The following is a 12,969-nucleotide window of genomic DNA, read 5'->3' as shown; positions in this document are numbered from 1 at the left end:
GCACGCACCATGGCCCTACCCCTTCCCGGTTCCTGACCGGACATCTTTTCCCGGCCGGCCCACCGGCCGCCGCTACCCCGCCCGCCCCTGCCACGAACGGAAAACCCATTGGCCAAGAAGGACGAGAAGTCGCACAAGAACGCCCCGCTGATCGGCATCGACATCGGAGGCACCGGAATCAAGGGCGGCATCGTCGACCTGAAGAAGGGCAAACTGCTGGGCGAACGGTTCCGGGTCCCCACCCCGCAGCCCGCCACCCCTGAATCAGTTGCCGAAGCCGTGGCCCTGGTGGTTTCCGAACTGTCTGCCCGCCCCGAGGCACCCGCTGCCGGCTCTCCCGTCGGCGTCACCTTTCCGGGCATCATCCAGCATGGCGTGGTCCACTCTGCCGCCAACGTGGACAAGAGCTGGCTCAACACGGACATTGACGCACTCCTCACTGCCCGCCTGGGCCGCCCGGTTGAGGTCATCAATGACGCCGACGCCGCCGGCCTGGCTGAGGCCCGCTACGGCGCAGGGGCCGGCGTCAAGGGCACGGTCCTGGTGATCACGCTCGGCACCGGAATCGGCTCGGCCTTCATCTTCGACGGCAAACTCGTCCCCAACGCTGAACTTGGCCACCTGGAAATTGACGGCCACGACGCCGAGACCAAAGCATCCGCAGTGGCCCGCGAACGCGATGGCCTGTCCTGGGACGAGTACAGCGTCCTGCTGCAGCGCTACTTCTCCCACGTGGAATTCCTGTTCTCGCCCGAACTGTTCATCGTCGGCGGCGGCATTTCCAAGCGCGCCGACGAGTACCTGCCCAACCTGCGGCTGCGCACGCCCATCGTGCCGGCGGTCCTGCGCAACGAGGCCGGCATCGTGGGCGCTGCCATCGAAATCGCATTGAAGCACAAGCTCGCAAAGTAGCCCGGCCTGCGTGCCGCCGTCGTCAGCTGTCCAGCAGACGACGGCGGCACGGGTGTTTAAGCGTGCAGATGCGGCACACTCATCCCCTGTTGTCCGCGCGGCATTGGGTCCGCGGGCGCGCAGGAGGCGCACGTCATTTGGGTTTTCCTTGGAGCTGGCCTTCTTTTCACCAGGCCGTGGTGCCGGTGGCGGCTGCGGCTTCCCCTCCGCTGCCGCCACCGGAGTCTACAGGGGGCTCTTCTCGGAGCTCTTGGCGCCCTTTGCAGCGACGCCCCGGGCGTCCTGTTCTTCCTGGCGGAGCAGGGCAATGGCAGTCTCGAAATCCTCCAGGGATTCGAAGGCCTGGTAGACGCTCGCGAAGCGGAGGTAGGCGACCTTGTCCAGCTTCTGCAGCGGTCCGAGGATGACCAGTCCCACCTCGTGGGCGTCGATTTCCGCGGCGCCGGAGGAACGGATCTGCTCTTCCACTTCCTGCGCCAGCAGCGCGAGGTCGTCCTCGCTGACCGGACGCCCCTGGCATGCTTTGCGCACGCCGTTGATCACCTTGCTGCGGCTGAAGGGCTCGCCCACGCCGGAGCGCTTGATCACGGAAAGGCTGGTGGTTTCAACGGTGGTGAACCGGCGTCCGCACTCAGGGCACTGGCGGCGGCGCCTGATAGCCGAGCCGTCGTCAGCCATGCGGCTGTCCACCACCCTGGAATCGGGGTTGCGGCAGAACGGACAGTACATTGTGCCTCCCTCTCCCAGATGTTTCCGGCGGAACCGACTCTTACGCAAAACAAGCACGCGCAGCTGAGCCGTCTCCTAGCTTACGGCCCCACTCCTGCTAATAACAAGCGTGTAAGTACTACATGTAGTAGTAACCACCACTACATGTCGTCTTTTGCCGATCAGGAGAAGCGTACGGTTACTGCGTCCCCGTGCGCCGGAAGGTCCTCCGCCCCGGACAGGCTGACGATGTGGCCGCTGACTTCCGCAAGCGCGTCACGGCTGTAATTAACCACCTGGATGGCCCGCAGGAATGTGGTGACATTCAAACCGGATGAAAACGCAGCCGTGCCGCTGGTGGGCAGGACGTGGTTGGACCCGGCACAGTAATCCCCCAGGCTGACCGGGCTGTAATCGCCCACAAAAATGGCCCCGGCATTCCGGATCCGGGCGGCGACGGCCGGGGCATCCTGTGTCATGATCTCCAGGTGTTCCGCCGCGTAGGCATCGCACGCGGCAATCCCCTGTTCCAGGTCATCCACCAGGACCACTCCGGACTGCGGACCGGAGAGCGCCTCGCGGACGCGGGCGGAGTGCTTGGTGGCCGCGGCCTGCCGGTCCAGCTCGGTGCGGACGGCGGCAGCGAGGTCCTCCGAGTCGGTAATCAGCACGGATGCTGCCTTGGGGTCGTGCTCGGCCTGGCTGATCAGGTCCGCTGCCACCAGGCGGGGCTGCGCTGTGGAGTCTGCAAGGATGGCGATTTCCGTGGTGCCCGCCTCCGAGTCGATCCCCACCACGCCTTTGACCAGACGCTTTGCGGTGGCAACAAAGATATTGCCCGGTCCAGTGACAACATCAACGGGTTCCAGCGCCGGGCCGGCCTTCGTTGCGGCAATACCGTAGGCGAAGGCGGCGATGGCCTGGGCGCCGCCTATGGCATACACCTCGGTGATGCCCAGCAGGGCGGCAGCGGCGAGGATGGTGGGGTGCGGCAGGCCCCCGAACTCCTTTTGCGGAGGGGATGCCAGCGCAATGGACTGGACACCGGCGGCGAGGGCCGGAACCACGTTCATGATCACGGAGGATGGGTAGACGGCCAGGCCGCCCGGGACATAGAGCCCCACGCGCGCCACGGGCACCCAGTTCTGCGCCACTACCGCGCCGTCGCCGAGCTGGACCTCGATATTCCGCGGACGCTGGCCGTCAGCGAAGCGGCGGGCCCGGCTGATGGATTCCTCCAGCGCGCTGCGGACGGACGGCTCCAGGTCCTCCAGGGCGGACGCCAGGGCCTCCCGGGGAACCAGCGGGTGGTCCTGCGCCACGCCGTCGAAACGTTGCGCGAGTTCGCCCAGCGCCGCGAAACCGCCCTGGCGGACAGCCGAAATGATGTGGTGGACCTTCTCCTCGGCGTCGGCCACGGTCTGGCCCTGGGCCCGCGGTACGGCGGCCCGTAGTGCGGCGAGGGTAAGGCTTTGGCCGCGCAGGTCAACGGTGCGGAAGTCCACGGCGGTGGCAGCGGGGCTGGCGGGGTTCTCCGAAGAAATGGTCACTGGCCTATTTTAGTGGCCTTGCCGCAGCGTCCGGCGACCCGCGTGTTCCGTTGCCGGCTTGCGGCCCAGGAGGCTGAGAAGCTCCAGCACGAAAACCGAGACTGCCGTGGCGGCGGGCCACACAAGCAGGACCGGCCAGGCGCGGAGCGAAAAGGCAATGCTGGCGTTTGCCGAAGGGTCGACCGCAGGCGCCCACAGCTGCGCGGCCAGCAGCCCCGCCTGCCAGGCTAGGGCTGCCCCGCACACGGCTCCCGCCAGCCCTGCCACCAGGTCCGCCTGCGGATCCTTACGCTTCTTGTCCGCCAGCACAACACCCAGGAGGCACCCGGCAAAAACCAGCAGCCCCGCCAGCGTCAGGTCCCGCGGCAGCCAGACATCCGGATTGGTTCCGCTGCCGAAGGCGGGGTCCCTGGTTATCAGGTTCAGGCCTCCCGGAGCCAGGAGCCACCAGAGGATGCCCAGCGGGACACCTGCCGCTGCCGGAACCAGCAGCATTGTCCAAGGCAGCCGCGGGCGTGTGCGGCGGGTGGCTTTCGTCATGCAACAAACCTTAACAAATGTTCCACGGGGTCCAGCGCGGAACCGGGCCCTGCCAGGAATTCACCACCGGCACGGCAGGGCCATACCCTTGAAGGAGACCCATGTACACCACTTGCCAGCACCAGGAGTTTCCGTGACGACAAATGACGTTCCGTTCGAGCGGACGTTCAGGGAGATGTTCCGGCGCCACGCTGCCGGCGTCGCCATTATCACGGTGAACTACCAGGACCAGCCCTACGGCTTCACTGCCACCTCGGTGGCCTCACTCTCGGCGCACCCGCCGCGCTTTACGTTCAACATGGCCCGCAGCTCACGGTCGTGGCCGGCTGTCGCAAACACCACCTACCTGGGGGTGCACATGCTGGGCCTGGACAACCTGCAGCTCGCCGGCAGGTTTGCCGGCGCCGGCAACCGGTTTGAGGGCGACCATTGGGAAACGGGTCCGCACGGGGTGCCCATCCTGAAGGATGTGGCCGGCTGGCTGATTGGCGAGGTGCAGATGCGGCTGTCCTTCGAGAACAATGCCGTGGTGGTGGTCCAGGTGGTGGACGGGCAGGTGGGCGGCGACACCTCGCCGCTGCTTTACCACGGTGGCGCCTACGGCCAGCCCGTCCCGCTGGACTACGAGATCTAGCAGCGGCCCACCATAATCGGCAGCGAAGGCGCGGACGACGACGGGACTCGCCTCCCGTCGTCGTCCTCCTCTTCACTGCCAACTATGGGCGCCGCCTAGGCCTAGGCGTCCAGGCAGGCGGGGCCGAGCAGCACCTTCAGGTCGCCGAACAGCGACGGGCTGGGGTTCACGCGCAGATGGACCGGCAGTCCCATGATTTCCGTCCGCGTGTCGCCCTGCAGGTGCAGGCGGACTTCGGAGTTGCCGCGGTGGGTGCGGAGCACCTCGCCCAATTCCGTGACCACAGCCTCGGTGGCTTTGTAGGTGGGCATGGTGATCACCAGCGGGCCGTTGAGCCCCTCGCTGAGGTCGGGCACGGACAGCTCCATGCAGTTCAGGGTGATGGCGCCGTCATCGCGTTTCTGCAGGCGTCCCTTGACCACCACGATCAGGTCCTCCGCCAGGACAGAGGCGATGGGTCCGTAGACCTGGCCGAAGAACATGACTTCCATGGAACCGCCCAGGTCCTCAACCTCGGCCCGGGCGTACGCGTTGCCACTGGCTTTGGCGATGCGCCGGCTCAGCGAGGTGATCATGCCGGCGATGGTGATGATCGCGCCGTCCTGCGGGCCGTCTTCACCCAGGACAGAGGTGATGCTCATCTCCGCGTGCTGGCTGAGCAGTCCCTCCAGGCCCTGCAGCGGGTGGTCCGAGACGTACAGTCCGAGCATGTCCCGTTCGAAGGAAAGCTTGTCCTTCTTCTCCCATTCCGGCAGGTCTGGGATCTCGATACTCAGCGATGATTCGGATTCGGCTTCGTCGAACCCGGCGAAGAGATCGAACTGCCCGATCGCCTCGTTCCGCTTGAGGGTGATGACGGAGTCGATGGCCTCTTCATGGATCATGGCCAGCGCCCGGCGGTGGTGGCCCAGCGAGTCGAAGGCTCCGGACTTGATCAGCGATTCGATGGTCCGCTTGTTGCAGACCACTGCGGGGACCTTCATCAGGTAGTCCTTGAAGGACGTATACGCGCCCTCGCTTTCGCGGGCGGCCACCATGGCCTCCACCACGTTCACGCCCACGTTGCGGATTGCGCCCATGCCGAAGCGGATATCGTTGCCCACCGGGGTGAAGTTCAGGGCGGACTCGTTGACGTCCGGCGGCAGCACGGTGATGCCCATGCGGCGGCACTCGTTAAGGTAGATCGCCGACTTGTCCTTGTCATCCCCCACCGACGTCAGCAGGGCAGCCATGTACTCCGGCGCGTAGTGCGCCTTGAGGTAGGCCGTCCAGTACGAGATCACGCCGTAGGCGGCGGAGTGTGCCTTGTTGAAGGCGTAGTCGGAGAAGGGAAGCAGGATGTCCCACAGCGTTTTGACGGCTTCCATTGAGTAGCCGTTGTCCTGCATGCCCTGGGAGAAGCCCGCGAACTGTTTGTCCAGCTCTGATTTCTTCTTCTTACCCATGGCGCGGCGGAGGATGTCCGCCTGGCCCAGCGAGTACCCGGCCAGTTTCTGCGCTACCGCCATAACCTGTTCCTGGTACACGATCAGGCCGTAGGTCCCGCCGAGGATCTCCTTGAGCGGTTCCTCCAGTTCCGGATGGATGGGGATCACTTCCTGGATCCCGTTCTTGCGCAGCGCGTAGTCAGTGTGGGCGTTGGCGCCCATGGGGCCCGGACGGTAGAGCGCCAGCACGGCGGAGATGTCTTCGAAGTTGTCAGGCTTCATGAGCTTGAGCAGTGACCGCATGGGTCCGCCGTCAAGCTGGAACACGCCCAGGGTGTCGCCGCGCGCCAGGAGCTCGTAGGACGGGGCGTCGTCCAGTTCGAGGTTTTCCAGGTCGAGGTCGATACCGCGGTTCATCTTGATGTTCTCAAGGGCATCGGAAATGATCGTCAGGTTCCGCAGGCCCAGGAAGTCCATCTTGATCAGGCCGAGGCCCTCGGACGTGGGGTAATCGAACTGGGTGATCACCTGGCCGTCCTGGAACCGGCGCATGATGGGGATGACGTCGATGATGGGGTCCGAGGACATGATCACGCCGGCGGCGTGCACGCCCCACTGGCGTTTCAGGCCTTCGATGCCCAGAGCGGTCTCGAAAACCTTGGCGGCTTCGGGGTCGGTGGCAATCAGCTGCCTGAAATCCCCCGCTTCGCCGTAGCGCTTGGCTTGCGGGTTCTGGATGTCCGCCAGCGGAATATCCTTGGCCATGACTGCGGGCGGCAGGGCCTTGGTGAGCTGCTCGCCCATGCTGAAGGGATAGCCAAGCACGCGGGAGGAGTCCTTGAGCGCCTGCTTCGTCTTGATGGTGCCGTACGTAACGATCATCGCCACGCGCTCGTCACCGTACTTCCGGGTGACGTAGTCGATGACTTCGGAGCGGCGCCGGTCATCGAAGTCGACGTCGAAGTCGGGCATGGAGACACGGTCGGGGTTGAGGAAGCGCTCGAAGATCAGGCCATGGCGCAGCGGATCGAGGTCGGTGATGCGCATGGCGTACGCCACCATGGAACCTGCACCGGAACCACGGCCCGGACCTACCCGGATGCCGTTGTTCTTGGCCCAGTTGATGAAGTCGGCCACCACCAGGAAGTAGCCCGGGAAGCCCATCGAGGTGATGACGCCCAGCTCGTAGTCGGCCTGCTTGCGGACCTCGTCCGGAATCCCGCCGGGGTACCGGTACTGGAGCCCCTTGTCCACCTCCTTGACCAGCCAGGAGGTCTCATCCTCCCCCGGCGGGCACGGGAAGCGCGGCATGTAGTTGGCGTCCGTGTTGAAGGACACCTCGCAGCGTTCGGCGATCAGGAGAGTGTTGTCGCACGCCTCGGGGTGGTCCCGGAACAGCTCCCGCATCTCCTGCGGAGATTTCAGGTAGTAGCCGCTGCCGGAGAACGCGAACCGCGAACCGCCGTTGTCGTAGGTCGGTTCCAGCAGCGTGGAACCGGACTGGATGGCCAGCAGGGCCTCATGCGCTTTGGCGTCGTGCTCGTGCGTGTAGTGGAGGTCGTTCGTGGCCACCAGCGGGAGGTTCAGGTCTTTTGCGAGCCGCAACAGGTCCCCTGTGACCCGGCGTTCGATGTCCAGCCCGTGGTCCATCAGTTCGCAGAAGTAGTTCTCCGCACCAAAGATGTCCCGGAACTCGGCCGCAGCCTCCAGCGCCTCACGGTACTGGCCCAGGCGCAGCCGTGTCTGGACCTCGCCGGACGGGCAGCCGGTGGTGGCGATGAGGCCCTCGGAATAGGTGTTGAGGAGTTCGCGGTCCAGCCGGGGCCACTTACCGAAGACGGAGTCCAGGGAGGCGATGGAGGACGCCCGGAACAGGTTCCGCATTCCCACGTTGTTGTAGCTCAGGAGCGTCATGTGGGTGTAGGAGCCACCGCCGGAAATGTCGTCCTTGCGCTGGTGCTCCTCGCCCCACCGCACGCGGCTCTTGTCGCCGCGGGCCGTTCCCGGAGTCACATAGGCTTCGACGCCGATGATCGGTTTGATCCCTTTGTCCGTAGCCTTCTTCCAGAAATCGAAGGCGCCGAAAAGGTATCCGTGGTCGGTGGTGGCAAGTGCGGGCATCCCCAGCCGCTCGGTTTCATCGAACAGCTCACCGAGCCTGGCGGCACCGTCCAGCATCGAGTACTCGGTGTGGGTGTGGAGATGGACAAACGAGTCATTGCTGGAAGTCACCGCACTATTCTATGCGCCGGGCAGGCGCGTATAACGCTAGGCCTGCCCGGACCCGAGGACTTCCAGGGCGTAGGCCAGGTCCTGCGGGTAGTCGCTGGTGACCCGCACGCGCTCCCCCGTCACGGGGTGGTCGAACCCCAGTTCGCGGGCGTGCAGCCACTGCCGCGTCAGGCCGAGGGTGGCGGCCAGCCGCGGATCGGCTCCGTAGGTGAGATCTCCGGCACAGGGATGCCGGAGCGCGGAAAAGTGGACGCGGATCTGGTGGGTGCGGCCCGTTTCCAGGTGGACCTCCACCAGGCTGGCCTTGCCGAATGCTTCAAGCACTTCGTAGTGCGTGACGGACGGACGCCCGTCCTCAATCACCGCGAAGCGCCAGTCATGCCCTGGGTGCCGGCCGATGGGCGCGTCGATGGTTCCCGCCAGGGGATCGGGCAGGCCCTGCACCACCGCATGGTAGACCTTGTCCACGGTGCGTTCCTTGAAGGCCCTTTTCAGGACCGTGTAGGCACGCTCGGACTTCGCCACCACCATCACGCCGGACGTCCCGACGTCGAGCCGGTGCACGATCCCTGCCCGCTCCGGCGACCCGGACGTGGAAATGCGGTAGCCGGCGCCGGCCAGGCCTCCAACGACGGTTGGTCCCACCCACCCCGGCGAGGGGTGCGCGGCAACGCCGACCGGTTTATCGACGACAACGAAATCCTCGTCGTCCAGCAGGATCTTCAGGCCTTCCACAACTTCCTCCACGACTTCAAGCGGGTCACGCCGTTCCGGCATGCTGACCTGGAGGACATCGCCCGCCACCAGCTTTGCCGATTTTCCCAGCGGCTTGCCTTTGCTCTGCACATGGCCCTCCGCTAGAAGGGACGCGGCGAGGGACCGCGAAATGCCCAGGAGGGCGGCAAGGCCGGCGTCCGCACGGGCTCCGCCGTACTCGTCGGCAACAACAATGTGCTCAGGCATCGCCGGACTTGTCCTTATGTTCGGGGGTGAGCCTGCTTCCATCCAGGGTGATGCCCCGCAGCGTCAGGATGCAGATGATGGCAACGGCGGACACCACCGCCGAGTCCGCGATGTTGAAAATGGCGAAATTGGGGAGCTGGATGAAATCCACCACATGCCCCATGCCGAAGGAGGGTTCCCGGAACAGCCGGTCGGTAAGGTTGCCCAGGGCCCCGCCCAGGAGCAGGCCCAGGGCCAGGGACCACCACACCGAGCCCAGCTTGCGGACCTGGAAGAGGATGGCCACGGACACCGCGGCCATGATGATGGAAAACACCCAGGTGACGTTTTCGCCGATGGAGAAGGCCGCTCCCGAATTCCGGATGAAGTACCAGTGCAGCAGCGGCGGGAACACAGGGATCCGTTCACCCTCCACCATGCTGGAGGTGACCCAGAGCTTGGTGAGCTGGTCCAGGACGTAGGCGAAAAGGGCGAACCCGGCGAAGACGGAGAGCAGTACCGCCCGGCGCGGTCGCGGTGAGGGTGGGACAGGGCGTGCGGGATCCGCAGCAAGTTCGTCAGTCATGGTGCTTTCATTCGTACAACAGGTGTCAATGCCAAAAGCCGGTGGCCGAGGAATCCTCAGCCACCGGCTTTCAGAATACGTGCTTTGACGGACTAGTTGGCTTCGCTGACTTCCGGCGTAGCCACGGAACCGCGGGCATCAAGGTCGCGCAGCTGGCCTTCAATGTAGGCCTTCAGGCGTGAGCGGTAATCGCGTTCGAAGCCGCGGAGCTGCTCCACCTTGCGCTCCAGGACCGAGCGCTGCTGCTCGAGGGCGCCCAGGATCTTGCGGGACTTCTCCTGTGCGTCGTTGACCAGGCTGCTGGCTTCGATCTGCGCCTCGGCGATGATCTTGTCCTTCTGGGCCTGGCCGTCGGCCACGTGGCGGTCGTGCATCTGCTGGGCCATGGCCAGGAGGCCGGCTGCGGATTCTGCAGAAGGTGTTGCGACGGCGGCGGGTGCGGAGGCCGCAGGGGCTGCAGCGGCAGCCGGCTGGACGTCCTTCTTCTTGCTGGCTTCGGCAGCCTTGGCTTCGGCTTCTGCCTTTTCGCGTGCCTCGTCCTTGTCGGCCTTGACGGGCGCGGGGACCTTCTCCACGACGGGAGCAGCGGCCGAGCTGGCAGGAACGCTGGAACCGGCTTCGGCGAGCTTCTTGCGAAGTTCGTCGTTCTCCTGGTTCAGGCGGCGGAGTTCAACGACGATCTCGTCCAGGAAGTCATCGACTTCATCCTGGTCGTACCCTTCGCGGAACTTGGTCGGCTGAAAGCGCTTGTTGACAACGTCTTCTGGCGTCAAAGCCATCTGGTCACCTCACTGGTCTAGTTAGTCAGTAGGCCTTCCGGCCGTCAAAACTACGGTACCTAAATTTGGTCTGGTTACTCTAATTCAACACTGCGGTGTCAAACGTGAGTTTTCTTCGCTTCACAGTAGCTGTTCCCGGTGGGGTCCACCCTGTGCTGCTAGGTCTAAAGGGGGTAAATCAGGCCAGGTTCCTGGTGATCCCCATCGCAATGCTGACGGCGATGAACAGAACCAGGAAGCCCAGGTCCAGGGAGATGCCGCCAAGGCGCAGGGGCGGAATCACCCGGCGCAGTACTTTCAAGGGCGGATCAGTGATGGAGTACACCGCATGGGCAGCCACCAGGGCAACACCGCGCGGACGCCATTCACGGGCGAACATCTGCACCCAGTCAAAGACGAGGCGGATAATCAGGGCAACGAAGAACAGAAGCAGCGCGAGATAGACAAGCCCGAAAGCAATTCCCATGACTTAATTCATATCTCCATGTTCATCTGGGGTACCGCGGCTTCCTGCCGAGGTGTCCCGTCTATTTCAACACAGATGCCAGACAGGTGTCCCTGCCTGGCATCCGCCTGCTGCCCCAGGTTCAGCTCTGGTTGAAGAAGCTTGCCTGCGTTTCGCTGATTTTCTTGTCGTCACCGATGACTTCAACGTACGACGGCGACAGCAGGAACACCTTGTTGGTAACCCGCTCGATGCTTCCGCGGAGTCCGAAGACCAGTCCGGCGGAGAAGTCCACCAGGCGCTTGGCGTCGGCCTCGCCCATGTCCGTAACGTTCATGATCACAGGGATTCCATCACGGAAGCTCTCACCGATGAGCTTGGCATCGTTGTAGGAGCGCGGGTGGATAGTGGTGATCTGGCGAAGCCCGCTGGTCTCTTCGCGGCTCGAGGCCGCACGTTTGATGGGGGTCACTGGCGCGCGGTATTCCTCTTCGGGGGTGTAGGACGTTTCGCGGCTGACCTCACGGACGGGTGCGGGTGCACGGCGCTCCTCGCGGTCAGCTTCCATAGTTTCGTCCTCATCCTTACGTGTTGTCTGTTGCTCGGACTCGTAATGCTCATCGCCGTCGGCGAGCCCAAGATAGATCATTGTCTTGCGCAGAGCGCCGGCCATGGTCGACTCCTAATCGTGTCCCGTAAGCGGGCCGCCCAATGACTTGACTGCACTGGAGTCCCCCGCCCATCACTTGCAATAGCTCCGACGCTACCCCACGGTGGGACGCGATCCGAGAATATCGGAACCGATTCGCAGGTGTGTCGCTCCGAACGCGATGGCGGCCTCAAGGTCCTGGCTCATGCCGGCGGAGATGGCGGAGGCTCCGGGGTGCTGCGCCACCAGCTGCGAAGAGACTACGGCCAGTTTTTCGAAGGCGGGCTCCGGCGGTGCGCCCAACGGGGCCACTGCCATGACGCCTGCCAGCCGCAGGCCGTCGACTGCTGCTATCCGGTCCGCCAGGAGCAGCACGTCGTCGGGTGCTGCGCCTCCCCGGTGCGCACCGGCGTCGCCGGCTTGGTCTTCAAGGTTGACCTGGATGAAGCAGTCCAGGGGCGCGCGCCCTGTGGCGGCGCGCTCGTTCTGCATCGCCTTCGCCAGGGCATCCACGAGTTGCGGCCGGTCCACCGAGTGCACGGCTGAAGCGTAGCGGACCACCGACTTGGCTTTTTTTGTCTGCAGTTGGCCCACAAAGTGCCAGGTCAGCCCGCAGTCGGCCAGGATCCCGGCTTTCCCTGCAGCCTCCTGGTCCCTGTTTTCCCCGACGTCGGTGACTCCCAGGGCGGCGAGCCGCCGGATGTCTTCCGCGGGATGGAACTTGGTGACCACAATCAGGGTGGGCAGCCTGTCGGTGCGTCCGGCCGCCGCGGCAGCAGAGCTTATCCGGCGCCTGACCGCTTCAAGCCGCCCGGCCAGCTCAGCCGCGCGCGGATCACCGGCGGCTGCACCGCCGTCGTTCAGCGCGGAGTCAGTCATGGCACCAGACCAGGCCGGCGAAACGTCCCGTGCCCGTGTCGCGGCGGTAGGAGTAGAGGGAACCTGTTTCCAGGGTGCAGGGACCGGCGTATTCGATCGCAACGCCGGCGTCTTCGAGCTGGCTGCGGGCGCCGGCCGGAAGGTCCAGCGCCGGGGTTCCCCAGGACGTGGTGGACCAGGTGGCAGGTACGGCCGCAGCTACCTCGTCCCGCAGGGCAGCCGGGACTTCGTAGCAGGAGCCGCAGATGGACGGACCGAGCCAGGCCCGTATGCTCGTAGCTCCGAGGGACGCCATGGCTTCCAAGGCGGCAGGAATGACCCCGTTGGCCACACCGGGCCGCCCTGCGTGGACAGCGGCCAGGACGGGACCGTCCGCGGACGTCCCTGCGAGCAGGAGCGGGATGCAGTCAGCCACCATGACCGCCAGCGGCACAGACCCCGAAACCATTGCGTCAGCTTCCGGCGTACCACTGCCCGGCTCCATCACGGCAACCGTGGTGCCGTGCACCTGGTTCATGAACCGCAGGCCGCGGGGCTCAATGCCCACGGCCGCCTCAAGCTGCTGGCGCCGCCGCTGGACGGTGCCGGGGTCGTCGCCCACGTGCAGTGCGAGGTTTCCCGCGCCGCTGTCCGTAAAAGCGGCCGAGACCCCGGGAAGGATCTCGGCCCGCCAATGGAACAAGCTG

At 65.0% G+C, this 12,969-nt stretch carries 13 protein-coding genes; 2 read left to right on the top strand and 11 right to left on the bottom strand.

The window, feature by feature from the left end:
- Positions 1-108 precede the first annotated feature (108 nt).
- Entirely contained in the window at positions 109-912 is an 804-nt protein-coding gene (gene ppgK, locus ABRP28_RS03570) for a polyphosphate--glucose phosphotransferase (protein WP_104188661.1), read from the top strand.
- Positions 913-1,137: 225 nt separating this feature from the next.
- On the opposite strand, the gene nrdR is transcribed toward ppgK, so the two are convergent.
- From nrdR to ABRP28_RS03555, 3 genes are all read right to left on the bottom strand, one after another.
- Positions 1,138-1,641, bottom strand: a complete 504-nt coding sequence (gene nrdR, locus ABRP28_RS03565; protein WP_104188663.1) for a transcriptional regulator NrdR — start codon at positions 1,639-1,641, stop codon at positions 1,138-1,140.
- 161 nt (positions 1,642-1,802) lie between these two features.
- On the bottom strand, positions 1,803-3,170 hold the full coding sequence (gene hisD / locus ABRP28_RS03560) for a histidinol dehydrogenase (RefSeq protein ID WP_350002211.1): 1,368 nt from the start codon (positions 3,168-3,170) through the stop codon (positions 1,803-1,805).
- Between the two features lie 9 nt (positions 3,171-3,179).
- Entirely contained in the window at positions 3,180-3,710 is a 531-nt protein-coding gene (locus ABRP28_RS03555) for a hypothetical protein (RefSeq protein ID WP_350002210.1), read from the bottom strand.
- Between the two features lie 133 nt (positions 3,711-3,843).
- Between ABRP28_RS03555 and ABRP28_RS03550 the strand changes: the two genes are divergently transcribed.
- Positions 3,844-4,344, top strand: coding sequence for a flavin reductase family protein (locus tag ABRP28_RS03550; RefSeq protein ID WP_350002209.1), 501 nt, complete (start codon positions 3,844-3,846; stop codon positions 4,342-4,344).
- A 101-nt stretch (positions 4,345-4,445) separates the two neighbouring features.
- On the opposite strand, the gene dnaE is transcribed toward ABRP28_RS03550, so the two are convergent.
- The 8 genes from dnaE to ABRP28_RS03510 form a co-directional block, all read right to left on the bottom strand.
- Complete coding sequence (gene dnaE, locus ABRP28_RS03545; protein ID WP_350002208.1) at positions 4,446-8,003, bottom strand: DNA polymerase III subunit alpha; 3,558 nt, start codon at positions 8,001-8,003, stop codon at positions 4,446-4,448.
- Positions 8,004-8,039: 36 nt separating this feature from the next.
- Positions 8,040-8,966 (bottom strand): RluA family pseudouridine synthase, encoded by a 927-nt coding sequence (locus ABRP28_RS03540; protein WP_350002207.1) that lies wholly within the window; start codon positions 8,964-8,966, stop codon positions 8,040-8,042.
- Positions 8,959-9,531 (bottom strand): signal peptidase II, encoded by a 573-nt coding sequence (gene lspA / locus ABRP28_RS03535; protein WP_350002206.1) that lies wholly within the window; start codon positions 9,529-9,531, stop codon positions 8,959-8,961. Before lspA ends, ABRP28_RS03540 begins: the two co-directional genes overlap by 8 nt.
- Positions 9,532-9,623: 92 nt before the next feature.
- Positions 9,624-10,310 carry a DivIVA domain-containing protein gene (locus ABRP28_RS03530; RefSeq protein ID WP_350002205.1) on the bottom strand — a complete coding sequence of 229 codons (687 nt, stop codon included), beginning with the start codon at positions 10,308-10,310 and terminating at the stop codon, positions 9,624-9,626.
- A gap of 178 nt (positions 10,311-10,488) precedes the next feature.
- A complete protein-coding gene (locus ABRP28_RS03525; RefSeq protein WP_350002204.1) occupies positions 10,489-10,776 on the bottom strand; it encodes a YggT family protein in 288 nt (95 codons plus the stop codon).
- Positions 10,777-10,897: 121 nt separating this feature from the next.
- Positions 10,898-11,428 (bottom strand): cell division protein SepF, encoded by a 531-nt coding sequence (locus ABRP28_RS03520; protein ID WP_104188679.1) that lies wholly within the window; start codon positions 11,426-11,428, stop codon positions 10,898-10,900.
- 90 nt (positions 11,429-11,518) lie between these two features.
- Entirely contained in the window at positions 11,519-12,283 is a 765-nt protein-coding gene (locus ABRP28_RS03515; protein WP_350002203.1) for a YggS family pyridoxal phosphate-dependent enzyme, read from the bottom strand.
- A complete protein-coding gene (locus ABRP28_RS03510) occupies positions 12,276-12,965 on the bottom strand; it encodes a polyphenol oxidase family protein (RefSeq protein WP_350002202.1) in 690 nt (229 codons plus the stop codon). The genes ABRP28_RS03515 and ABRP28_RS03510 overlap by 8 nt, the downstream gene beginning before the upstream one ends.
- Positions 12,966-12,969 lie beyond the last annotated feature (4 nt).

Origin of the sequence: Pseudarthrobacter sp. WHRI 8279 (assembly GCF_040224115.2) — a bacterium.
Taxonomy (GTDB): Bacteria; Actinomycetota; Actinomycetes; order Actinomycetales; family Micrococcaceae; genus Arthrobacter.
Note: the sequence above shows the minus strand (reverse complement) of the source record. Positions and strands in the feature narration are given on the sequence as shown.

Bases quoted from the DNA above. Each gene is read 5' to 3' on its own strand.
- ABRP28_RS03540 (WP_350002207.1), bottom strand. From the start codon at position 8,966: ATGCCTGAGCACATTGTTGTTGCCGACGAGTACGGCGGAGCCCGTGCG.
- ABRP28_RS03515 (WP_350002203.1), bottom strand. From the start codon at position 12,283: ATGACTGACTCCGCGCTGAACGACGGCGGTGCAGCCGCCGGTGATCCG.
- ABRP28_RS03555 (WP_350002210.1), bottom strand. From the start codon at position 3,710: ATGACGAAAGCCACCCGCCGCACACGCCCGCGGCTGCCTTGGACAATG.
- lspA (WP_350002206.1), bottom strand. From the start codon at position 9,531: ATGACTGACGAACTTGCTGCGGATCCCGCACGCCCTGTCCCACCCTCA.
- nrdR (WP_104188663.1), bottom strand. From the start codon at position 1,641: ATGTACTGTCCGTTCTGCCGCAACCCCGATTCCAGGGTGGTGGACAGC.
- ABRP28_RS03520 (WP_104188679.1), bottom strand. From the start codon at position 11,428: ATGGCCGGCGCTCTGCGCAAGACAATGATCTATCTTGGGCTCGCCGAC.
- ABRP28_RS03525 (WP_350002204.1), bottom strand. From the start codon at position 10,776: ATGGGAATTGCTTTCGGGCTTGTCTATCTCGCGCTGCTTCTGTTCTTC.
- ABRP28_RS03530 (WP_350002205.1), bottom strand. From the start codon at position 10,310: ATGGCTTTGACGCCAGAAGACGTTGTCAACAAGCGCTTTCAGCCGACC.